Genomic DNA, 24686 nt, shown 5'->3' with positions numbered 1-24686 from the left:
TTACACCTCGTTTAATATTCCGCTAGTTCTCGCATGCTAGCTTCCACTTTGGCAGGATTAACCATGAAGTATTTTTCCGTACTAGGCGCATATGGCATAGCAGGTACGTCTGGTGCAGCTAATCGCTGAATCGGTGCATCCAAGTCGAAGAGGCAATTTTCACCGATAATTGCTGCAACTTCTCCAATAATGGAGCCTTCTTTATTATCCTCTGTGATTAGCAACACTTTTCCTGTTTTAGAAGCAGCCTCAATAATCGCTTCTTTATCAAGTGGATAAACGGTCCGCAAATCAAGAATATGCGCTTCAATGCCTTCAGCTGCTAGTTTTTCAGCTGCCTGCAGTGCAAAATGAACACATAATCCGTAGGTGATGACCGTAATATCAGAACCTTCCCGCTTTACGTCTGCTTTTCCAATCGGCAGCGTGTAGGATTCTGCTGGTACCTCCCCTTTAATGAGGCGGTAAGCTCGTTTATGTTCAAAGAACAAGACCGGATCGGGATCTTGGATTGCTGCTTTTAGAAGTCCTTTTGCATCATAAGGTGTAGAAGGCATAACTATTTTCAAGCCTGGCTGGTTGGCAAATACCGCCTCTACAGATTGCGAATGATACAACGCGCCGTGTACACCACCGCCATATGGAGCACGAATGGTTACCGGGCAAGTCCAGTCATTATTGGAACGATAGCGGATTTTAGCTGCTTCCGAGACAATCTGGTTTACTGCTGGCATAATAAAATCAGCGAATTGCATTTCCGCAATCGGCTTCAAACCGTACATAGCCGCCCCGATTGCTACACCAGCGATGGCTGATTCAGCGAGCGGTGCATCCAGTGTACGCTCCTCCCCGAATTGATCATACAATCCATCGGTAGCACGGAATACGCCGCCCCGCTTTCCGACGTCTTCTCCTAATACAAATACTTTTTCATCTGCTTCCATTTCTTCACGCATTGCTTGCGTGATCGCTTGGATATAAGACATTACTGGCATTGTTTTTCCTCCTTAATCGGCATACACATGAAGCAATGCGGATTCCGGTTCCGGGTCTTCAGCATGCTCAGCATAGTCTGTTGCTTCATCTACGATTTGCTTGATTTCTTCTTCTAATTGTTTTTCTGCTTCCTCTGTGAGCACACCTGCTTCTCGAAGGTAAGCAGCGAATGTCAGCACGCCGTCTTTTTTGCGCGCTTCTTCGACTTCTTTCTTTTCTCGGTAGGTCATATCATCATCATCACTGGAGTGCGGTGTTAGGCGGTAAGACACTGTCTCGATTAGCGTCGGTCCTTCCCCATTCAGCGCACGCTCCCGCGCTTCTTTTACCGTTTGATAAACAGCTAGCGGATCATTCCCATCAACTGTGAAACCAGGCATACCATAGCCTTGCGCGCGGTCAGATACATTAACACAGCCGAGCTGTCTTTCCTGCGGTATACTGATGGCATATTTATTGTTTTCGACCATTGTTATTACTGGCAATTTATGAACACCAGCAAAATTCAAACCTTCATGAAAATCACCCTGGTTAGAAGAACCTTCTCCAAGTGTTACAAAGCTGACAAGCTGTTTTTTCTCCATTTTAGCTGCAAGCGCGAAGCCAACTGCATGCGGAACTTGTGTTGTTACAGGAGAAGAACCAGTAACAATTCGGGAAGACTTCTTGCCAAAGTGTCCCGGCATTTGTCTTGCGCCAGAGTTTGGATCTTCCGCTTTAGCGAATGCAGACAGCATTAAATCCTTTGCTGTCATCCCGAATGGAAGCACCATGCCTAAATCACGATAATAAGGCAGCAAATAATCAATATCCTTATCTAATGCCATCGCAGCGCCAACCTGCGCTGCTTCTTGCCCTTGACAAGATACAACAAACGGAATTTTACCAGCGCGATTCAATAACCACATCCGTTCATCAACTCTTCTAGCCAAAAGCATCCACCTATACATTTCTACTACTTTTTCATCTGATATTCCAAGAGAAGCATGTCTTGATTCTGACATCGCCGCTCCCCCTTTCTTCATTGTCTCAGCCATGTATTTGCTCTCCATCAACTGCTAAAGCAGCTTCCCCGATAATTTCCGATAAAGTCGGATGCGGGTGGATGGATTGTCCAATTTCCCACGGAGTAGCGTCAAGCAGCTTCGCAAGCCCTGCTTCAGAAATCATATCTGTCACATGCGGACCAATCATATGAACGCCTAGTAAGTCATTTGTCTTTTCATCAGCAATTACTTTGACGAATCCTTCTGTTTCTCCGTAAACTAGCGCTTTACCAATCGCCTGGAAGCTCATTTTACCTGTTTTAACAGTGTAGCCTTCTGCCTTCGCTTGGGCTTCTGTCATCCCGACACTGGCTGTTTCCGGGTAGCTGTATACACAAGCGGGCACAGCACTGTAGTCCAATTCTTCTGTTTGCACGCCTGCAATATGCTCGACTGCCACGATGCCTTCACGTGACGCAACATGCGCGAGCTGCATGCCGCCGATTACATCACCAATTGCATAAATGTGGGATTCGTTTGTTTGATAGTATGCATTTGTGGCGATATAACCTTGCTCTGTGAGCTGGATCTCCGTATTTTTCAAGCCAATATCTGCTACATTAGCAGCACGCCCGACAGATAGGAGAATTTTATCAGAAACAAATTCTTGTTTTTCTCCATCCATCTGCGCTGTTACCGTTACCTTGCTGTCATCCGCAGTACTGCTTTCTACTTGCACATTTGTATGGATAGTAATGCCGCGTTTTTTGAGCTGTTTTTCCATTTCTTTGCTGATTTGTTCATCTTCTGTCGGAAGAATACGATCTTGATATTCAAGCACCGTCACTTTTGTACCAAGATCCTGAAGCATGGACGCCCACTCAATCCCAATCACACCGCCGCCAATAATTGTCATTGTTTCCGGCAGCTCTGTTAGCGCCAAAGCACCCTCTGAGCTTAGAATTCTGTTTTCATCAAATTCGATTCCCGGAAGTGAACGCGGAGAAGAACCGGTTGCTACGATGACGTTCTTCGGCAGCAATATTTCATTTTCACTAGCATCAGCAAATTCAACTGATATTGTTCCTGCTGTCGGAGAAAAGATAGATGGTCCTAAAATACGGCCCAATCCTTGAAATACATCAATCTTTCCTTTTTTCATTAAATGCTGCACACCGCGGTGCAGCTGGTCAATGATTGCTGTTTTTCGCTTTTGTACCCCTTCAAAATCAAGGCGCACATCTGTTGTATGTATACCGAAAGCTGCCGCTTCCTTTGTTTGCCGGTAAACTTCTGCCGACCGCAGCAATGCCTTTGATGGAATGCATCCGCGGTGCAAGCACGTTCCGCCAAGTTCTGCTTTTTCTACAATTGCCGTTTTCAATCCTAGCTGGGAAGCACGGATGGCGGCAACGTAACCGCCCGTACCGCCTCCTAAGATGACAATGTCGTATTCTCTAACCATTGTTATTGCCTCCTATACGGCATAAACTTTCGCCGCTTCTTCTTTCCGCATAACGCGAAGCGCACCTTCTGTCAGGGCACGAAGCTCATTTTCACCTGGATATACAAGCACGTCCGCTATCCAGCTTACCCTGTCTTTCAGCATGGAGATGAACAATTCATCATGTGCCAGTCCGCCGGTGATGGCTATCGCATCTACCTCACCTGTCAGAACGACACTCATCGCACCAATTTCTTTGGCAGTCTGATAAATCATCCCTTCGAAAATGAACTTTGCCTTTTCGTCGCCTTTCTTAATTCTATCGGCGACAAGCCGTCCATCATTTGTTCCGAGATAACCCATGAACCCGCCTTTTGTCGTCAGCATACGCATCAGCTGATCCTTTGTGTATTCGCCGCTTAATGCCAGTTCGATTAAATCACCAGCTGGTACGGTTCCCGCTCTTTCCGGTGTGTACGGACCTTCTCCATTCAAACCATTATTCACATCAATTACAAATCCTTGCCGATGAGCGCCAACGGTAATACCGCCTCCGAGATGAACAACGATTATATTCGCTTCCTCGTATGGCTTCTCTTTCGCTGCAGCAGCTTTACGGGCAATCGCCTTATGGTTCAACGCGTGAAAGATGCTTTTCCGTTCCACACCTGGTAAACCAGATAGACGCGCCAGCGGATCCAATTCATCCACAACAACGGGATCGGTAATGAATGCTGGAATTCCGAGACTGCTGGCAATCTCATAAGCAATCAGTCCGCCAAGATTGGAGGCATGCTCGCCATTATAACCTGCCTTTAGGTCAGCAAGCATCGCTTCATTTACTTGATAAGTCCCGCCTTCAAGCGGTCTGAGCAGTCCGCCGCGTGCACAGACTGCAGTTAGCTTGGAAACATTGATGCCTTCAAAATCCAATGCATCCAAGATGATTTGTTTCCGAAAAGGATATTGATCCATTACTTTTGCGTATCCGCCGATATCTTCCAAATCATGCCGGATAACTCGTTCAAAAATGTTATGCTCATCATCAAACACACCAATTTTAGTGGAAGTAGAACCTGGATTTATCGCTAAAATACGGTTTTCAACAGTATGCACGCGGTTTCCCCCTCGATATTATCTTCTGCTTAATGTATGGTGGCCGTTACGCAAAAATTGGCTTCTGGATCGGCGCATTGTTTCAATTCTTTCTTCGGCCATTCGATCTGCTGCAATACTTGTCGGGATGTTGTCGCGTTTCGCAATTTCGAACACGCGCTGCAAGCTGTCATAAATTGTTTCTACTTTACGAAGCGCGCGTTCGCGATTGTAGCCATGCAATTCGTCCTCTACGTTAATAACACCGCCTGAGTTGATTACGTAGTCTGGCGCATAAACAATGCCGCGTTCGTACAAGATCTGTCCGTGCTGTTCTTCTTTCAGCTGGTTATTAGCTGCTCCAGCAATTACTTTCGCTTTTAAAACACGCAATGTGTCATCATTGATAACTGCACCAAGTGCACATGGAGCGAAGATATCACAATCGACGCTGTAAATCTCTTCTGGATCAACTGCAGTTGCACCGAATGCTTCCACCGCTTTCTGAACAGCTTCCTTGTTAATATCCGTTACAATCAGTTTGGCGCCTTCCGCATGAAGGTGTTCACATAAAGCATAAGCAACGTTCCCAATACCTTGTACAGCAATTGTCTTGCCTTCCAAACTGTCATCTCCAAATGCTTCCTTCGCACTTGCTTTAATTCCTTTGTACACACCATAAGCTGTGACAGGAGAAGGATTTCCCGATGAACCGGATTCGGCAGAAATTCCTGTAACAAAATCAGTTTCTGTATGAATTAGTTCCATATCTTCTACCGTTGTTCCTACGTCCTCTGCTGTAATATAACGGCCATTTAAAGATTGTACGTAACGTCCAAATGCGCGGAACATTGCTTCGTTTTTATCTTTTTTCGGATCACCGATAATAACTGTTTTACCGCCGCCAAGATTCAGTCCAGCCGCTGCATTTTTATACGTCATGCCTTTTGCCAAACGAAGCGCATCGACAATGGCATCCTCTTCCGAAGCATATGTCCACATTCTCGTGCCGCCTAGTGCTGGTCCTAATGTTGTATCGTGAATAGCAATAATCGCTTTCAAGCCAGATTCTTTGTCCTGGCAAAGGACAAGCTGTTCGTAATCATATTGTTCTAAAGTTTCGAAGATTTTCATGTTTCTTCCTCCTAAGCAACTGATGCTGCCGCAATGGCGAAGCATATTGCATAATATTTACTTGTACTGTCATCAGCACGTGATGTGAGAATGACTGGTGCTTTGGTACCAACGAGCAGTGAAGCACTCACCGCTCCCGCTGCATAGGTAAATGATTTATATAACATATTGCCGCTTTCAATGTCCGGAACCAATAGAATATCCACATCTCCTGCGACAGGTGAATCAATCTTCTTGATAGCAGCAGATTGTGCCGACAGCGCACTATCCAATGCAATCGGACCATCAAGCTCACAAGCAGCCAGCTGGCCCCGCTCCTGCATGACGCGAAGCAGCGCAGCATCTGTCGTAGCAGGCATTACCGGATTCACTTTTTCGGTTGCGGCAAGTGCAGCTACTTTCGGTTCTTGGTGCAGCATTTGCGTATAAACATTGACAGCATTTGCAAGTATCTTCTTTTTCATCTCCAATGACGGCGCAATATTAATGCCCGCATCCGTCAAAAAAAGGAGCTTATGATAAGATGGTATATCGAAAATTGCCAGCTGCGATAAGAGATGACCTGGTTTTAACATAGATTTGTCTTTTAAAAGCTTGCCTGCTAGTACATCTGTACTAACGATCCCTTTCATCAGCAAATCTGCTTTCCCTGTCTTCCAGGATTCAATCGCCATGTCTGCTGCCCTGTCTGCTGTTTCGGCATGGACGCAGTTTACACTTTCCTCTCCAAGCTGTTCTTCTTGCATGAACTGCTTCAGCCGATCAATATCTCCATATAATAAAAAGGACGCCATCTGCTGATCGGTTACTTTCTTTACAGCTTGCACAATGGACGGATCATCTGCTGCTGCAATGGCAATAGTGCACCCTTGCTTGGCAGCAGACATTTTTTCAAGAGCGGTAAACTTATGCATCGTATTCTTCCTTCCCCGTTATGAAAAATCTTGCATGCCACTTCTATCAAAATTATACTTATCCATTTTATAGTAAAGGTTACGGATTGATACACCAAGCTGATCTGCTGCCGCTTTCTTATTGTAATCATTGGCTTGTAAAGCAGCTTCTATCAGCTGTTTTTCCAACAGCTCCACTTGCTCCTGCAGCGTCCCATTTGAAGCAGAAAGTGCAGAATCGGCGCTCTGCTGCTGTATATGCTTTGGCTGCACAACACGCTCATGTTTCTCCATAAAAGTCATAGCCTGAGCAATAGCTGTTTCCAGCTCTTTTACATTATGGGTCCATTTCTTTGCTTTCAATACATCAATTGACGATTCAGAAATGGATTGAACAGATGTTTGCAGGAGCTGCCTTTGCTTGTGGATAATTGTGGATAATAACCCTTCAAAATCATCCAGACGCGCCGTTAAGTCTGGGATATAAATCGTAATTCGCTTTAGCTTTTCAAATAAGGGTTCATGAAATCGTTTTTCAAAAACAGCCCGTTCCAGCGGGTGACGCGCGCTGACAACTATTCGCACATCCATCTGTTTTGATTTACCAGCATGAAGCAGAAGCTTCCCCGTTGTCATGAAGTCTGAAAGCTTCTCCTGTAAACGAACCGGCAAGAAGTCTACATCATCCAAAAACAAGGTGCCTCCATTACTTTTTTCGATTAAACTACCAGCACGCTGCTGGCGAACAGAACCAAACAATTGATTTTCTAATGTTTCCTCATCATTTGCTGCACAATCAACACGGATAAATGGGTGATGTCGCCGTTTACTTTCATTATGAATAATTGCAGCAAACATCCCTTTTCCAACACCTGCGTCTCCGCGTAAAAGACACGGCGCATCTGCATGAACTGCAAATTTCACTTGTTCAAGCGTTACTTGCATCGTACCAGAGTCAGCGATCACATCTTTTAACGTATACTTATTTTCCAGACTGCGGATTATCTTCCGAGCGCGCTGTACCTCATCCTGGAGTTCATGCAGTTCGGATATATCATGCAGCACACCGACACTGCCGCGAAGCTTCCCGTCAACGATGATAGGAGCAGCATTAACCATCATTTCTTTGCCGTGCTTCCCGACTCGCATACGAGCTCCTGTCGCTGGTCTGCGTGTACGCAGCACCTGCATATGCAGGCTTTCTCCTTCCATAATATCCGTTATCGCCGGCTTCCCGACAATCTGGTCTGCTTCATAGCCGGTCAAGCGTGTGTAAGCAGGATTAACAATCAAGCCAATACCGTTTTCGTCAACAACACTGATTGCTTCCTGTGACGAATCGATGATTGCTGCCAGCATCGATTTTACTTCACGGACATCCGTTAGCTCTTCTGCCAGCGCCACTATATCAATCGTCTTTTTCAATACTGCAAATGCGCCAGTCACACGCTCTTGGTCATCTTCAATCGGCGCACATGTGTACACGACATCCTCCCCATTCGGGAGTTTTAATTGTTCATCTGTAAAACGTTCCCTTTTTCGAATGGTTTCAGATAGTCTGGAACCGGGTAGTACGGTATTTATGGGTTTCCCGATTACTTGGTGTTTGCAGCTGCCAAGCAGCTTCTCTGCTGCTTCGTTCAAATACATAATTTCATCCTGGCGATTCATGCACAGGATCCCCTCATGCAAGTATTCCAGCGTTTTACTGCGAAATTGCTGGCTATTATATGTAGAAGTCTTTTCTGTATCTTCTGGTGATGCGAATGCAAGCATCATTTGTGCACTTTGTCTGGATATAATCTCTGCCTTACAGAGCGAAGGATTAAGGAAATCTGTTAATTCGCCTGAGACTTCCAGCACAAAATCGACCTGCTCTAATGATTCAGCGGTCACATCTTTCCAAAGCGGGATATCCAGTCGTTCTGCTTGGTATTTTACGATGGCACTCGGGCTTTTAACTAGCATCCCAGCGATGCGAAATTCCTTAATTCGCTGCAACTGCTTAATAAATAAGACAGCCTCATCGCCAGCACCGATAATGAGTAGGTTTTTCATTTTTGATCACATCCTGCAAAGTTTTGCACACTTATAGGGTATACTAGTCTGCAGAAATTAGCAATAATAAGATCTTTGACATGCAAGGAGCGACTTTACGATGACACAATTAACCAATTTATATGAAAAAACAATGCCGTTCTCCCTGCTGAACGACAAAGAGCGCAATGCGCTGTTCGAACAAGCAGAAATCGAGGAATTCTTGGAAAACGAGTATATTGTCTCAGCCGAAGAAAACGAGGAAAATGCGCATGTGCATTATTTTGTCTCAGGTGTTGCAAAAGATATCATTTATCAAGCGAACGGAAAGCAAGTCGCTGTTCGTTACGACTATCCCGGAGATTTCGCCGGCTTATTAACGTTAGTAGCAAATGGCGATATGCAAATCGCTGTGCAAGCGGCAGAGAAAGCGAAATCCATTGTTTTCCCGAAAGCTTCTTTCCAGCAGGCTATGCAGCAAAATGTACAGTTTTCTCAAGCGATTCTCGAACGTGTCAGTCAGATGATGAAAAGCTTGTATGAAGAGGTTAAATACAAAACAAGTGACCTATCCGACCAAACCGAACCGGCTCTTTATAAAAAGCGCGTATCCAGTTTCATGGAGCGGCCAACATTCATTCATCCCGATGAATCCGTTTATGCAGCCGCCGAACTGCTGCAAACTGCTGAAACAGAAGGCGTAGCGGTCAGTGCCAATAAACAGGATATCGAAGGCATGATTGGGTACCGGCAAATATTTGATGCATTAAAAGCCGGCAGATTAGATGCACCTGCCGAGCAGATTATGAACAAAGATTACTATTTTGTGCAGGAGCATGATTTTATTTATGATGCCCTTTCCTTCCTTAAGCATCACCCGGCGGCTGTCATACCTGTGCTCCACGGAAGCAGAGCGGTCGGTTTTATCCGGCAGTCCTCTTTCCTTAGTGTGTCGAACAGCGTTTACTTTGAGCTCACTTACAGAATTGCCAATGCTGATTCAATTGAAACGCTGGCAAGTCTCAGTCCGGTGCACAACAAACAATTTCAGTTGTTCATCCAGCAGCTGATTGACGAGCGAATGTATGGCTATGACATTGTAGAACTGATTTCAAGCTACAATGATCGAATGCATAGGCAGATTATCGAACTGTCAGAACGGGAAATGGTACATGAGGGATACGGCAGGCCAAAGATCAATTACTGCTTTATCGTAATGGGAAGTGAAGGCAGGAAAGAACAGGGATTCAGCACAGATCAAGATAACGGGATTATTCTTGCGGACTATGATGAATTGAATTATAAAGAAGAAATAGAAACCTACTTCGAAAGATTGACAGAAAAGATAAATACTAAGCTCGACGCCTGCGGTTTCCCGCTCTGTACTGGCGGCATTATGGCAAAGGAAAAGAAATGGCGGCATTCTCTGTCCCAATGGTCTCATACCATTGATCAATGGCTGCGGAATTTGGATGCACAAGAAGTAAGAGATTTCACTATATTTATTGATTTCCGCCCTGTGTATGGAGATTTTGATCTTGCTCACAAGCTGCGGGAAAAACTTACACATGCTATGCAGCACGCACCAAAACTGCAGCCAATGCTGATTCGCGACACACTTCAGATACGTGTACCTTTGCAAGCATTTGGCCGTATCTCTACTAGTTCAAAGGACAAGCATCTGAACTTAAAACAGTCAGCTATGATGCAAATTGTTAATGCCGTGCGCATTTATGCAGTCGGATATGGTATTGAAAACGTTCATACCGTTCGGCGCCTTCGCTCCCTTTTAGACAACAACCAAATGTCTAAACGTGATAGTGAAACGGCCATCCAAGCATTGCATGAACTGCTGCTCTTCCGCCTTAAGCTTAACCTGCAGCAGTTGGATGCTGGTGAACCATTAACAACCCAAATTTCTGTAAAAGAGCTGGACAAGCCAGAAAAACAGACATTGAAAAATGCGCTAGCTGCTGCAAAAGGGATGCAGCAAGGCCTTGAACTAAGACAGAACAGAAACAAGGTGAACGGATGATAATCGATTTTCAGCTTCTCCGATATATGCTTTATGGGAAATTAATACAGCATATCAAACGAAAAGCACTAATGAAAGCACCAGCATATGAACGGCTCCGAGAAGTCCTTATCAACTATCGGCCTGCCCGATCGCTCCGTGAGGTACCTTTCGAAGACCAGACATTTACCGTTTTTGATTTAGAAACTACTGGCTTCTTCCCCGACTTGGGGCATGAAATTATCTCAATTGGAGCGGTCCAAGTGCAAGGAAACCGCATACTATCTGATAAGACATTTTATGAAGTTGCCAAACCGATGCTGAAAACACCAAAGAAGATTATCAAATTGACCAAATTAGATCCAAACGAAATAGAGGATGCACCAGCATTCACCGAAGTGATGGAACGTTTTTTGGCGTATAGTAAAGACACCATTCTCGTTGCTCATCCCGCATCATTCGATATTCGGTTTATTCAGACAATGCTGAAGATGTACAAACTGCCTCCCCTATCCTGCTATACGTTGGATTCACAAATAATGGCAAGGATGTTTTTCAAAAAAAGGCAATGTCGTCTGGACAGTTTAATCAGCCGCTTCGAGGTGCCGCAGCTCGATCGGCATCACGCGCTTGGAGATGCGAAAATGACGGCAAACGTATTCGTTCATCTGCTGGACATGGCAGCAGATCGTGGCATCCGTGATTATGCCAGCCTCCAACTGCCTTTAAGTAAGATTAAAAAGAAAATCAGGACAGCGCAACTTTAGGCGCTGTCCTGATTTTTTTTACTGGAAAAATGCGTGATACAAAGATTTTACCGCATCATGAAGCTGTGTCGTTTTTACACCGAACATCAAGGACACTTCAGAGGAACCTTGGTTGATCATCTCGATATTCACATTTGCGTCTGTGAATGCTTTCGTAGCGGTGCTGGACACTCCAATTGTCTCAATCATTCCTTCTCCCACGATCATAATCATGGAAAGATCTCGATCAATCGATACATGATCTGCTTGCAGCTCTTCTTGCAGCCGGCGCACAACAATCGCTTCTTTGTCTGCAGGAAGCTGACTTTCACGAATAATGACACTCATGTCATCAATTCCTGATGGTGCATGTTCAAAGGAAATGTTCTCTTCTTCAAGAATCTGCAGGAGCTTCCGTCCAAAACCAAGCTCCCGGTTCATTAAGTATTTACTAATATAAATACTTAGGAAACCTGCATCACTCGCAATACCGATAACCGGGTTGCCCGCCACTTCCCTCTCCGCTACAATCATCGTACCTGGCGCAGACGGATTATTAGTGTTTTTCACACAAACTGGAATCTTTGCTTGGAATGCCGGAATTAAAGCTTCATCATGGAATACTGAAAAACCTGCATAAGACAATTCCCGCATTTCCCGATACGTTAGTGTATGGATTTCTTTCGGGTTATCCACGATGTTTGGATTCACACTGTACACGCTATCTACATCGGTAAAGTTTTCATATAAAGATGCCTTTACACCAGCACTTACAATTGACCCCGTGATATCAGATCCGCCCCGCGGAAATGTAGCCAGTTTTCCTTCCTTTGTATAGCCGAAGAAGCCCGGAATTACAAGCACTCCTTCACGTTCGCGAAGCTTGTACAAATGATCAAAGCTTTCATCAAGTATACGGGCACCGCCTAATTCCTCTCTGACAAGAAGGCCCGCCTCCTGCGGATTTACATAGGCTGCTTTTACGCCCACTTTGTTTAGATATGCACTGAATACTCTAGCCAGAGAATCTTCTCCTGTTGCTTTCAGAGCGTCCATCTTATCCAGAACAGGAATGGTATCAGCTAGTATCCCTTCTAAATGATCAGCTATTTGCTCAATTAAGTTGTTATCCAGCTCCAATTCGCTGACGATGGAGCGAAATCGTGCTAGTACTTTCTCCACCTGTTTGCTGACGTCTTCCCCTTTGCGATGCGCCTCGCCAATCGCAATCAGCAAATCTGTTACCTTCGTATCTGCATTATCCCGTTTCCCTGGTGCAGATACGACAATAAATTTACGTTCTATATCTTCTTTTACGATTTGTGCTACTTTGCGGAGCTGATCCGCACTTGCTACTGAACTACCACCAAATTTAGCTACCTTCATGTCTCTCTCTCCATTACGCTTTTTCTTTACATAGATAAAATAGTATCATAGGTTTTCTTCCGCTGACTAGATGAAAGACATAATTTTGAGAAAAAAGTGACGATAATAGTTTACATAATTATATTATAGTTAATCTGAGTGCTGATTTGGTGTAGTTCATGTCTTTTTGTTACGTCCAATAACTGGATGTCCTAATTAAATCGGTCGACATCGACTAAATTTGCCCACAATCGTTTCCTGTAACATGTCATTCTGAATTAGGATACATTTCCAATAAAAAAGTAACGGATTCTCGGATTAGCTGCTTCAAACTGTCTTCATTGATATCTGCTATTTTATTAATGTACACACATGCTTTCCCAGCCTTATGCTTACCTAGCTTTTGCAAACGCTCTTCTCTACCTGGTTCACCAGTAGCCAAATACAGACTGAAATTTGTCTTTCTTGGCGAAAATCCTACAAGCGGAGCATCTCCTTCATGTCCAGTCGCATAACGGTAATGATAAGAACCAAACCCAATTATACTCGTGCCCCACATTTTGGCATCATAACCTGTAGTCTCTGAGAAGATCTCTAGCAGCTTATAAGCATCTTCCCGCTTTTTTTGGTTTTCCACAGCTTCAATAAAAGCTATCACGCTATTGTCTGTTTGCTTCGTTTTAAGTTCATAGCCCAAATTAGTTGCGCTCCCTTTTTTAGTATTTATCAAGGTTTCCATGCTACACCAGTTTTTCTTTAAACTTTATCTCTATTCTTTCGATAACCTTTATTCCATTCCCTCTTCCTAGGGCTTTTTTATGGAAATCGCAGCACGATTTCTCTAAAGGTTTCAGTTTCTAATTTAAGATTTTATAAGTAAAGGTAAAGGAGAGGCTGGCACTCAAGAATGGTCAAATTTAGAACTACCAATCTTCTTACATAAAGGAACTTAGAACAGTGCGTATTTCCGAAGCAATGTTCTTAATTCCATTTTGGAGTATAAAAAATCCAAACGATGCTGTTATTAAAATACAGCATCGTTTGGATTGATTATTGCTAGAATACTTTTGTCCGAAGCTTCTTCATTTCTTCGTTATCATATGCTTGTACGCGTCACTTTTTATTGTCGTGATTTTTTCTCGGATATCCAAGAAGAATAGCGATGCTTCCGCAGATTCCGATAAGGATAGGGTAGAAAGAGTATTGCAAGATACTTACTGGCGAAATACCAGCTACACTAGCAGCAGCAAGCAATTGTGCGCCGTACGGAATCAGCCCTTGAATGGTACAGGAGAAGATGTCTAAGATACTTGCGGTTTTTCGCGGATCAATTCCATACTTATCCGCAATATTCTTTGCAAGCGGTCCGGCAATTAAAATGGAAATCGTATTATTCGCTGTCGATAAGTTAGTAAGGCCCACAAGCCCCGCCACACTAAATTCAGCACCTTTTTGGGATTTGATTTTTCGTGTGGCTAGATGAAGCAGATAGTCGATCCCGCCATTATGTTTTATAACTGCTACCATTCCTGCTATTAAAATAGCGAGAAAGGCGATTTCATACATACCTGCGATTCCGTCTCCTATCGTTTGGAAAAGCGTCATCACTTGATAGCTGCCATCGACCAAGCCAATAACACCAGAAAAAACAATCCCTGATGCTAGAACAAGGAACACATTCATTCCAGCTAAAGCAAATATAATTACGGAAATGTAAGGCAGTATTTTTATCCAATTAAAACTTACATGGTCTACTTGTCCTGTTTCACCTATTGTCATTACTCCTAGAATAATGCTGGTTACGATAGCTGCTGGAAGCACAATCCAAAAATTCACTTTAAATTTATCCTTCATTTGTACACCTTGCGAGCGAACGGCAGTGATGGTTGTATCCGAAATAAAGGATAAATTATCGCCAAACATGGACCCGCCAATTATTGCCGCTGTAACGAAAGCTACCGAAAGTTCGGTTTGATCACTTATTCCCACACCGATTGGCGCTAACGCCGCAATCGTGCCTACTGATGTACCCATAGCCAGAGAGATAAAGCAGGCAATGATGAACAGACCTACAATAAGCAGGTTTTGCGGTACAAATGATAATGCGAAGTTAACTGTAGCGTCCACAGCTCCCATGCCTTTTGCTGTCGCTGAAAATGCCCCAGCTAAAAGAAAAATAACAACCATCATCATGACATTTAAATTGCCTGCTCCTTGGCTGAAAATATCAACCTTTCGTGCAAATGTCTCTTTTCGATTCATCGCCAAAGCGACAGCCCCTGCAATCGTAATAGCCACAATAACAGGAAATGCATAAAAATCGCCTGTAATAATTCCTGAACCAATAAATAAAATCAAAAAAACAAGAAATGGGATAAGTGCCCATGGATTCCCTTTCTTCATTGTTCCACCTCCAAAAATAAATACGACAAGTCATTTCCCAACTTGTAACCAAAGAAAGGCCCCTTCTCAAATAAACAAGAAGAGGCCTTATAGCTATAAAACACTTCTCTTATCTTTACAAGCTTTGCTTGCTGGATTTGGCACAGCAACTTAATTACTAAGTTCCGCTGCCGAGATCTCATTGGGCCAGTCCCTCCATCTCTCTTAATAAGAAAATAATATTATTTTTTTGTCGCAGTAAATAAGAGGATACATGATTTAGGTATCTTTATCAATCAAAATCTTAATGGATAATATTAGCATTATCAGGTTACTTAACAAGGAGCAAATGGATTTTGATGCATTTAAGAGTAATGCCGGGATTGTCGAATGGATGCCTTCATTTCGAATCATCTGATTTCTTAAAACCAACTTGTTGAAGAATTTGCTCCTAATTAAAGAAAAGCCGAGGAGTTAACCTCCTCGGCTGGCCTATTTAATATACGTCTTTCCATTCGTTTATATTCTCTTTATCAAACTTAAACGGATCGCCCAACATAATCTGTGTGCCTTCCCCATCTTCCACAACTTCTACTTCTCCGAGGTCACGCAAATCTACTTTCTCGCCAAGTTCGCCGCTTATGTTGTCCTCTCCTAGTTCATAAGCTGTATACGCAGCTGCCTTTCCAACATCAATTGGATTCCACAAGTACATCCAAGGGCTGACGCCACTCTCAATATATGTTGCCATTTCACTTGGAAGCCCTAAACCTGTCAGCGCAACTTCTCCCTCTAGTCCTTTATCAGTAAGTACTTTACCCGCTGCTGCAATACCGACTGTGGTTGGTGCAATAATTGCTTTCAAATCTGGGTAAGATTTTAGCAGTGCTTCTGTTTCAGATACACTTTTATCCCGCAAGTCGTCGCCATAAGCAACCTTTACAAGTTCAATATTTTTGTATTCCTCTTTCTCCAGTTCCTTCTTCATCCATTCGATCCACTCATTTTGGTTCGTTGCCTGACTCGTTGCACTCAATACAGCTATTTGCCCCTCGCCGCCAATCATTTCGGATACTGCTTCAATTTGTACGCGCCCGATTCGTTCTGGGTTCGCTTGGTTCACGTGGATATTACGGCTGGCTGCATTGACTGCCGAATCGACAGACAATACTTTGATTCCTTGATTTCTCGCCTTTTTCAGCGCAGGCTCAAGTGCATCCGGGTCATTACCTGCGACTGCAATTACATCTACTTTTTGCGTAATTAACTGTTCAATAATCTGAATTTGTCCTTCAGCAGTTGGCTGGTCCGGCGATCTTAGAATTACTTCACCGCCCAATTCTTTCACTGCGCTCTCAAAACCTTCCTGCATCTTTTCACCATAAGGATTTCCTGTGTTCTTAAACACAAAAGCATATTTCTTTGGTCCATCGTCTGTATTACTGGATGCACCGTTGGATTCTGGTGCTCCTTGGCTGCAAGCAGCCAGCATGCATACTAACACGAACATTCCTACCCATTTCGCAAATTTCTTCATCATGGTCTCCCCTTTTTCTATTAGTATCAGCTAAGCTGGAGTACTCATTTTCTTTTCATTAAGCTGCCTATCTTTGGAATAGCAACAGACAAAATGAGCAATGCCCCGACAATGATTAAGAACAGCTGGCTAGGCATATTGATTAAGCCAAGTCCGTATTGCAGATAGCCGATAATAAAGACAGCTATTACAACACCGACAACACGCCCTTTTCCGCCAGCGGTACTCACACCACCCAGTGCAGCCATGGCAATAATATCAAGTTCATACATTGTGGCAATATTTGGTCTCGTACTGCCCATTCTGGAAGTTAGGAAAATGGCTGTAATCGCAGCCAATAGTCCTGCCAGCATAAAGACAATTACTTTTATCCGATCAACTCGCACACCAGAGAAACGGCTCGCAGTCGGGTTGTTACCGATAGCAAACACCTTTCTACCAAAAGTTGTTCGGTGCAAAAGAATGCCGAAGACAATAGCCAAAGCTGCGAAAACAATCAGCAGAAATGGGATGCCAAATACATAACCCCATCCAAAGAAGCCGAACCATTCTGGAAAGCCTCCTGCTGCTTGATCTTCCAATATAATGTAAGCAATACCTCGGTAAAGAATCATCGTGCCGAGCGTGACAATGACGGCTGACAGTTCTTTGAATTTAACGATTAACAGGCCATTGATTAAACCGCAAACAGCTCCCGTCACAAGACAAGCAACAATTGCTATTTCCATCGGCAGTCCAGCAGTTGTGTAAAGAGATGCCATGACAACGGAAGACAATGCGACTGTAGATCCTACCGAGATGTCAATATCCCGCATAATCATAATCATCGCCATTGGGAAAACAATTAAAGCCTTATCCAAAAACACCATCGTTCCGTCCCGCAAACTCGGATAATTGAGAAAGTAAGGCGACACATAACTGCCAAACAGCAGAACTGCTACTAAAATGAGCAGAAGCATCCATTCCCATTGAAAAAACAAGCGTTTCCAGGAGAACGGCAGCTGCGTTTCCAACGTACGAGGTTGATAGGTTTGTTTTTTCTGTTCCATCAGCCAGCCCTCCTTAGCAAGTGTGTTCGATCAACACGCCGTTTGACGATGGCATTTACGATGACGGCAAGTAAAATGATAAAACCTTGAATACCGTTCTGCCAGAATGGTGAAACATTCAAAAGCGGCAGTGCATTATTTAAAATTCCGAGTAAAATTGCACCTAACAGGACACCAGCAAGCTTCCCGGAACCGCCCGCAATACTGACACCGCCAAGAATACAAGCAGCAATAACAGTCAATTCATATCCAGATGCCGTATCGCCTTGGGCAGAGGCAAATTTAGACACCCACAGAACACCGCATAAGCCGGATAATCCCCCCATAATTGTATAAACAAGTAACAAAACACGCCCTTGTTTAATACCGCTCACTGCAGCAGATTGCGGATTACTGCCGACCGCATAAATTTGGCGGCCGGTGCGCGTGTAATTCAAGAAGTAGAAGAATACGAGGCAGAAAAAGACCGCAATCCAGATCAGGTGATTTATTCCTAAGAAAGATCCTCCCGCTAATGCAACAAAACCATCTGACATTTGATAAGAACTGACCCATTCTCCATCACTAACCAAAAATGTTAGACCGCGGAATATATTCATCAATGCCAGCGTCGCGATAATCGGAAGCAAGCCTACCCTTGCGATCAGCAAGCCAATGACCATTCCGCATACAGCACCGATTACCGTCCCGAATAATAAACATAGAAGCGGGTTGATCGACGGATTGGCTGCGACCAGCTGCGCTGTGAGCATACCTGACAGCGCTATGACAGCACCTATTGACAAATCAATACCTCTTGTAATAAGGACGATCATCATTCCTAAGGAGAGGATTACTAAGATTGACGTGTTCGTTGCCAAATCAAGGATATTTTCGCCCGTTAAAAAAGAGGGATTTCGTATCTGTACACCGATACATAAAAGAATGATAAAGAATAACAAACCTAACTCACGAAATTGATAGAACAATGTCAGCATATTTTTCTTCGGATTTTCAGCATGTGCCTCTTTGGTCTCCAATGATATCCTCCTCCTTTAGCCGCTTTTCTTCTGCACTGGTTCTTCACCCATTGCGGCTTCTAGGATCATCTCCTGTGTTACTCCCCTATTTACAAATTCAGCAGCAATTCTGCCTTCTTTCATAACGAGAATTCGATCACTCATACCGAGGATTTCCGGCATTTCAGATGATACAAACAAGACCGCATAGCCTGCTTCTGCGAGCTGCTGGACAATCTCATAAATTGCCGCTTTCGCTCCTATATCCACTCCTTTAGTCGGTTCATCCAGCAAGATGACCTTCAAGTCCTTTGTCAGCAGCTTTGCAACTGCCACTTTCTGCTGATTACCGCCAGAAAGGGAGTGGACGGTGTCAAAAATACTTGTTGCTTTAATCTGCACCTTTTCTCCAAATGTTTTCGCCTGCTCTTTTTCCTTTGCACGATGCAGCCAAGTGTACGTTGACAACTCAGACAAATTGGCGAGTGTTACATTTTTCTCGATACTCCAGTCCACTACCAATCCTTGTTCCAGCCTGTCTTCTGCCAAATACCCGATTCCATTCTGCATCGCTTCTTGTGGATTACGACTTTTAACCGAACTGCCGTTAAGCAGGATTTCTCCTTTCTCAAAACGTGTAATCCCGAAAATAGCCTGACATACCTCTGTTCTTCCTGCACCCACTAGTCCCGTCATGCCGAGAATTTCGCCTTTTTTAACCGAGAAGCTGATATCCTCAAAGTCGCCCAGCTTAGATAAGTTTTTTACTTCCAAAACGGTATCGCCAGCTGTCACTATCTTGTCAGGAAATATTTGATTAATCTCTCTTCCAACCATCGCTACAATCAATTTGTCATTCGAAATTTCATCTACATTCCAAGTGCCAATATATTTGCTATCCCGAAGTACGGTTACCCGGCTTGCCAGACGGTACATATCTTCAAAGCGATGAGAGATAAAAATAATAGACGTTCCTTCATCACGCAATTTTTCGGTTATGCGGTACAGCTCTTCACTTTCTCTTGCAGTTAAAGCTGCGGTCGGTTCGTCCATTATGATAATTTTAGCTTTCGTACTGATCGCCTTCGCTATTTCAATAATTTGCTGCTGGGCAACGCTTAATGTATTCATTTGGGCTTTAGGGTCGATGCTGCTACCCAATTCGCGCAAAAGTTCTCGTGCCTGTTTATGCATTTCCCGCCAATTCAGCGTCTTCCAAGTTGGGTGTCTGATTTCATGATTCATAAATATGTTTTCGGTGACAGATAGGTCCGGGTAACTGGTGACATGCTGATAAATCGCTGCAATACCCAGCTTTTCTGCTTCATTTGGATTTTGGAAGCTTATCTTTTCACCGAAGAGGTACATATCTCCTTCAGTAGGCTCGTGCACGCCAGTAATAATCTTGATAAAGGTTGATTTACCGGCACCGTTCTCCCCCATCAACGCATGGATTTCCCCTTTTTTCAGCTGAAATTGCATATCATCCAGCGCCTTGACACCTGGGAACGCTTTGGTTATGCCTTTCATTTCCAGGACAAATTCATTTAGCAAAAGTACCTCCTCCAATCGATAAAGCGCTTACATAAAGAGTATGAAAAAAGTCCCGCTTCGAAAAGGGGACGTCTTTCTGAAATGGTGTCTATTCTTCTGCTGCTTTGGCTAACGACGTGTACGTCTGTATTCGGATGGGGAAAAACCAGTATGTTTCTTGAATAGCTTTGTAAAGTATTTCTGGTCCTGATAGCCAACAGCTTCCGCGACCTCTACCACTTTTGCCTCGGTATTTTCCAACAGCTGCTTAGCAAGTTCCAGCCGTTGATTCGTTACATAGTGCAGCACCGTTTCATTCGTATGTCTTTTAAAGTAAGCACAAAAATAAGTCGGATTCATATACACATGCCCAGCTACTTGTTCAATTGTTATACTATCCTGCAAGTGATTCTGTATGAATCCTTTGGCCCGCTCCACTGCTGTTTGGTCCGACTGCTTTTGAGAATGTATGCACAAATATGCCAATGTTTTCGTCCAGTTTTCAAATGCCTGCACTAACTCTATCTCGGGAAGTGAACGGCTGGTGAGTTTGCCTAAACGTTGCAGCATGTTGTTTACCTCTGTGACTGGCAGACGTCTGCTGACATCATGCAGCATCTCAATGCCAGTTGATTGAAGCAGTGCTGCCGTCCGTTCAACCTGCTGCAATGATGAGAGCTCTTTTCGCAAGCCCGTCAAAGCACTATCCAGCTTATCAAATAACAGTTGTTTGAAAGCAAAGCGCAGGGTACTCAATTTATCTTGCACGCTTTGACTGTATGCTTCTGTGCTTGCGATTTCCGCGAATTTGGGGCGAAGCTTCATCTCGATATGCTCTGTTTCCAAAGCAGCAGGCAGCAGTTCCAATTCCTGCAGCACTTGTCCAGAGGAAGCAATTAACTGAAAAAATGTTCGATGTGATAGTGTTTTTGCGATTCCTTCAAATCTTGGAGACAAATTTGCATTATCACTGTGAACAAGCAGTCCGAAGCTTCGTTCCTGATCCCACCACCACCAAAAATCTTGATCTGACCAGTGCGCGGACAATTCCGCTTCTAGTAAGCGAATAACATTGCTCAGCTCTTGATGGAATCGGACGGGATCACGCTTGGATTTTTGCTGATAAAAGTCCAGTACATGTAGCTGACAAGTGAAATACATACCTTCCGGAAACATCTCGGTCCACTGCTGATCTGCGAGACTGCTTTCGCCCGTAAGCGCCCGCAGCAAATGCAGCTGTTCCTGCTTTTGCTTCTCGGTTACGAGCCGCTTCCGTTTTTCTTGCTTCTTTTCATACAATTCCAGCAGACGCTTTTGCAGCTGCTCCCGATCGATAGGTTTTAGCAAATAGTCACTTACTTTATTCCGCAGTGCCTGTTGGACATATTCAAAGTCATCAAATCCGCTCAATACAAGATAATCACCTGTGTAGCCTGCTGATTTGAGAGATTGAATCAATGTTAAACCATCCATCACCGGCATTTTTATATCCGTCAGGACTACATCTGCTGCCTTCGTGTGTTTCCAGCCATCCATCGCTTCTTGTCCGTTGCTATATACCCCGTTTACCGTACAATGTGGATGGCTGGTAATCAGACGTTCCAGTCCTTGCCGAATTCGGTATTCATCCTCCACAATGATTACGCGTAAATCCTCCATCAAGATTCCCCCAATCTCGATACTTGTTGAAACGGCAAATAAAGCAATACAGTCGCTCCTTGATGATTATTTTCTAACGATACACCATAGTCAGCGCCATACAGCATCTTAATTCTATTTGCAACATTGCTTAAACCATAATGAGCTGATTTGGAAGTTATGCCAGGCTCTAATGCTAGCTCTTTCTCCAGTTCTTCTCTTACGACCGGATCAAATCCTGGTCCGTCATCCTTAATTGTCAGTACAAGTAAGCCTTCGATTTGCTGAATCTTGATGCCAATATGAATGGCAGTTTGGACTTCAAGGCCATATTTAATGCTGTTCTCTACAATGGGCTGAAGGATGAATTTTGGTACTTGTAGGCTCCCTGCTTCATTGGGATAATCTGTCGACCAAGTAAGTCTGTCAAAAAAGCGAAATTGCTGGATAGAGAGAAAGTCTTCGACGTGTCTAATTTCCTCAGCAAGCGATACAAATTTAACACCATTATCCAAGGAATAGCGCAGCATTCTGCCGAGAGTCGTAATAATGCGCATCACTTCCTCCTGCTCCCCTGCTTCTACTGCGTAGTTGATTGTTTCTAATGTATTAAAAATAAAATGCGGATTGATTTGGGTCTGGAGCGCATATAGTTCGGCTTCCTGCTGCTTTAATTTAATCATATAGTTTTTTTGAATAAGATCTCGTATCTCTTCAATCATTATGTTATAACTCTCTGTCAGCTTGCCGACTTCATCCTGCTTCGTTACCGGCAGTGTATTTTGAAACTCACCTTGCTGGACGCTGCGCATATTTTGCATCAGCTGCTTGATTGGATGGGAGACATTATAGGCAGCAAGACTATAGAAAAAAAGACTAAAGCAAATAAATACTAGAAATAAAACAATGGATATCGTGCGTGTTTGCTGCTGTTTGGCAAATAGTATCTCTGTCGGCACTTCATATACCAATGCATACGTCTGCTGTATCGCTGGTGTAATGCCGATAAGCTTCCCGTCTTGCAGAAAACTGCCATTTTCAATCGGATAAGCACTAAGATCGACTGATTCATTGTCTCTGCCGCTAGAATCATAAGCAAGTCTTCCTGACATCTTGTCTACAAGCATAATACGAGCAGCACGATGGTCTTTCATCGATGCTGTTATACGATCCACAAACGAAACGTCTAATGCTAGAAACATGGTACCAAGATAGGTTTGATTGTCGCGGTCTTGAAGTGGTACGCCAATTAACAAATAGTCAGCACCGTTGTTGAATACGAGGTTCGTTTCATGCGGAAGCAAGAGCATGCTGCCTTTTTCCAGTTCCAAGCTTTGTCCATAAACAGCAGCTTCGGTTTTAGAAAACCCACGATAATCCTCCGTTGTTGCGGCAAATATCCGATTTTTAGAAAAAACAAATACACCGAGTAAATCGGATGAGCTGGAGTGAAGGAAGCTATTGGACAAATAGCGTTCCATTTCATATTGCTGCTGCATTGACTCTGCGTGCGATTGAAATGCATCCGCACGCAATATCTCAATTGTTTGCTGTGATTGGTATAGCCTTTCCGGCATTATGGTGACATCTTGTACATTACGATCGATTTGCTGACTTGCCTGTTCGAGCATTTGCGGTACTAATGCGCCGATTTGCTCCTCCGCCGCATTCATATAAGTCGCGTATATAAAGAATCCTAGCAGGGAAACGGGGATAATTGTCAGCAATGTGTAAGAGAACAGCAGCTTTTGCATTAAAGGTAAATGACGGAATATCTGTTTAGAAATCATATTGATCCACATTTTCTACCGTGAAATCAATTGGCTCATCCATAATGATTTGATCTCCATTCACCTGTATTCTCCCGACCCCATCAATCAGCATCCCATCGTCCATAACGGTTCCATCACGTAAAAGTTTTGCAACCATAACCGTCAAGTACCCTAATTTCTTCGGGCTCCATAATGTAACAGTACGCACATTCCCTTCCTTTAAATGCGTATTCATATCACGTGGTGAGGCCAAACCAACAACAGCAATAGCGTCTGTTAATCCTTCTTCTTTCAAAACAGATGCTGCTGCTGGCGGGCCAAGGGAGGCAATGCCGATTATGCCTTTCAGTTCTGGATAAGTGGTGACAACTCGTTTTGCTTCTTGATAAGCTGTGACGGGACTGTCATCTGTATAGGCTACTTCGCGAAGTTCTAAATTCGGATAATAAGTGCGATTATGCTGCTTAATCCAATGCAGCCATTCTTCTTGATTCAACGATGATGCAGACCCAGACAGGATGACATACTCCCCCTTTTCGCCGATTTGTTCTACTAAACTATCCAGTAAGTGCTGCCCTAGCATTTCTGCATCTACCATGTTTATAAAATAGTCTCTAGCTTGTGGGTGCGCATCTGCATCCCATGTCAGGACCGTTATGCCTTGCTTTTTAGCTTCTTCAAGAACTGGCGTTAGCCGGTCTGGGTCAATAACACTTACAGCTAGGACATCCACTTTTTGGCTGATAAAGCGATGAATAATTTTTTCTTGCTGTGCTGCATTTGCTGTTGTCGGACCCTCAAAATGTACAGTTGCTCCAGTGTATTTTGCTGCCTCAGCTACCCCCTCTTGTACAGCTTGAAAGTACGGTATTTCCATTACTTTCGGGACAATCGCAATATCAATTTGCTCTTTAGGTTCAATTTGCTTGTCAGAAGATGCAGTATTTTGGACATAAAGGACACCACTTCCATTGCAAGCGCTTACAAAAAATAACAAGAATAACAAAAATAGAAGTAACTTGCGCATAAAACCATCCTTAGCAACCCCGCAGTAATCCTGCGGGGTC

General features: G+C 43.7%; 19 protein-coding genes and 1 riboswitch. Of the genes, 2 read left to right on the top strand and 17 right to left on the bottom strand.

Annotated elements, in window-relative coordinates; genetic code table 11:
• Positions 1-11 precede the first annotated feature (11 nt).
• Genes B1K52_RS12785 through B1K52_RS12755 form a run of 7 tightly spaced genes read right to left on the bottom strand, consistent with a single transcriptional unit; the run spans position 12 to position 8606 of the window.
• Positions 12-995 carry an alpha-ketoacid dehydrogenase subunit beta gene (locus B1K52_RS12785; RefSeq protein WP_077308820.1) on the bottom strand — a complete coding sequence of 328 codons (984 nt, stop codon included), beginning with the start codon at positions 993-995 and terminating at the stop codon, positions 12-14.
• Between the two features lie 12 nt (positions 996-1007).
• Entirely contained in the window at positions 1008-2021 is a 1014-nt protein-coding gene (locus B1K52_RS12780; RefSeq protein WP_373022647.1) for a thiamine pyrophosphate-dependent dehydrogenase E1 component subunit alpha, read from the bottom strand.
• 4 nt (positions 2022-2025) lie between these two features.
• Positions 2026-3447, bottom strand: coding sequence for a dihydrolipoyl dehydrogenase (gene lpdA, locus B1K52_RS12775; RefSeq protein WP_077308816.1), 1422 nt, complete (start codon positions 3445-3447; stop codon positions 2026-2028).
• A gap of 12 nt (positions 3448-3459) precedes the next feature.
• Positions 3460-4542, bottom strand: coding sequence for a butyrate kinase (gene buk / locus B1K52_RS12770; protein ID WP_077308814.1), 1083 nt, complete (start codon positions 4540-4542; stop codon positions 3460-3462).
• An 18-nt stretch (positions 4543-4560) separates the two neighbouring features.
• On the bottom strand, positions 4561-5655 hold the full coding sequence (locus B1K52_RS12765; RefSeq protein ID WP_077308812.1) for a Glu/Leu/Phe/Val family dehydrogenase: 1095 nt from the start codon (positions 5653-5655) through the stop codon (positions 4561-4563).
• An 11-nt stretch (positions 5656-5666) separates the two neighbouring features.
• Complete coding sequence (locus B1K52_RS12760) at positions 5667-6569, bottom strand: phosphate acyltransferase (protein WP_077308810.1); 903 nt, start codon at positions 6567-6569, stop codon at positions 5667-5669.
• A gap of 18 nt (positions 6570-6587) precedes the next feature.
• Positions 6588-8606, bottom strand: a complete 2019-nt coding sequence (locus B1K52_RS12755) for a sigma 54-interacting transcriptional regulator (protein WP_077308808.1) — start codon at positions 8604-8606, stop codon at positions 6588-6590.
• A gap of 100 nt (positions 8607-8706) precedes the next feature.
• On the opposite strand from B1K52_RS12755, the gene B1K52_RS12750 reads away from it, so the two are divergent.
• Positions 8707-10620, top strand: a complete 1914-nt coding sequence (locus B1K52_RS12750) for a DUF294 nucleotidyltransferase-like domain-containing protein (protein ID WP_077308806.1) — start codon at positions 8707-8709, stop codon at positions 10618-10620.
• Positions 10617-11366: a 3'-5' exonuclease gene (locus B1K52_RS12745; RefSeq protein WP_077308804.1), complete on the top strand. Its 750-nt coding sequence runs from the start codon at positions 10617-10619 to the stop codon at positions 11364-11366. Before B1K52_RS12750 ends, B1K52_RS12745 begins: the two co-directional genes overlap by 4 nt.
• Positions 11367-11384: 18 nt before the next feature.
• Here B1K52_RS12745 and B1K52_RS12740 read toward each other — a convergent pair whose 3' ends face one another.
• From B1K52_RS12740 to B1K52_RS12695, 10 genes are all read right to left on the bottom strand, one after another.
• Complete coding sequence (locus B1K52_RS12740; RefSeq protein ID WP_077308802.1) at positions 11385-12731, bottom strand: aspartate kinase; 1347 nt, start codon at positions 12729-12731, stop codon at positions 11385-11387.
• Positions 12732-12978: 247 nt separating this feature from the next.
• Positions 12979-13449 (bottom strand): DUF1801 domain-containing protein, encoded by a 471-nt coding sequence (locus tag B1K52_RS12735; RefSeq protein ID WP_077308800.1) that lies wholly within the window; start codon positions 13447-13449, stop codon positions 12979-12981.
• A gap of 374 nt (positions 13450-13823) precedes the next feature.
• Entirely contained in the window at positions 13824-15113 is a 1290-nt protein-coding gene (locus tag B1K52_RS12730; RefSeq protein WP_077308799.1) for a Na+/H+ antiporter NhaC family protein, read from the bottom strand.
• Between the two features lie 106 nt (positions 15114-15219).
• Positions 15220-15327: riboswitch (SAM riboswitch) on the bottom strand.
• 261 nt (positions 15328-15588) lie between these two features.
• Positions 15589-16629: a rhamnose ABC transporter substrate-binding protein gene (rhaS, locus tag B1K52_RS12725; protein ID WP_179106548.1), complete on the bottom strand. Its 1041-nt coding sequence runs from the start codon at positions 16627-16629 to the stop codon at positions 15589-15591.
• A gap of 44 nt (positions 16630-16673) precedes the next feature.
• Positions 16674-17678 (bottom strand): ABC transporter permease, encoded by a 1005-nt coding sequence (locus tag B1K52_RS12720; RefSeq protein ID WP_077308795.1) that lies wholly within the window; start codon positions 17676-17678, stop codon positions 16674-16676.
• Positions 17678-18697: an ABC transporter permease gene (locus B1K52_RS12715; RefSeq protein WP_256855908.1), complete on the bottom strand. Its 1020-nt coding sequence runs from the start codon at positions 18695-18697 to the stop codon at positions 17678-17680. Before B1K52_RS12715 ends, B1K52_RS12720 begins: the two co-directional genes overlap by 1 nt.
• Before the next feature lie 15 nt (positions 18698-18712).
• Positions 18713-20230, bottom strand: coding sequence for a sugar ABC transporter ATP-binding protein (locus tag B1K52_RS12710; RefSeq protein ID WP_256855907.1), 1518 nt, complete (start codon positions 20228-20230; stop codon positions 18713-18715).
• Positions 20231-20338: 108 nt separating this feature from the next.
• Positions 20339-21868: a response regulator transcription factor gene (locus tag B1K52_RS12705; protein ID WP_077308793.1), complete on the bottom strand. Its 1530-nt coding sequence runs from the start codon at positions 21866-21868 to the stop codon at positions 20339-20341.
• The gene (locus B1K52_RS12700; RefSeq protein WP_179106547.1) at positions 21868-23637 is read right to left on the bottom strand and encodes a sensor histidine kinase; all 1770 of its coding nucleotides are present in this window, start codon (positions 23635-23637) and stop codon (positions 21868-21870) included. Before B1K52_RS12700 ends, B1K52_RS12705 begins: the two co-directional genes overlap by 1 nt.
• Positions 23627-24646: an autoinducer 2 ABC transporter substrate-binding protein gene (locus B1K52_RS12695; RefSeq protein WP_077308789.1), complete on the bottom strand. Its 1020-nt coding sequence runs from the start codon at positions 24644-24646 to the stop codon at positions 23627-23629. The genes B1K52_RS12700 and B1K52_RS12695 overlap by 11 nt, the downstream gene beginning before the upstream one ends.
• Between the last annotated feature and the right edge of the window lie 40 nt (positions 24647-24686).

Origin of the sequence: Terribacillus halophilus (assembly GCF_900162685.1) — a bacterium.
Taxonomy (GTDB): Bacteria; Bacillota; Bacilli; order Bacillales; family Amphibacillaceae; genus Terribacillus; species Terribacillus halophilus_A.
The sequence above is the reverse complement of the archived record's forward strand: the minus strand, read 5'-3'. Positions and strand labels throughout refer to the sequence as shown.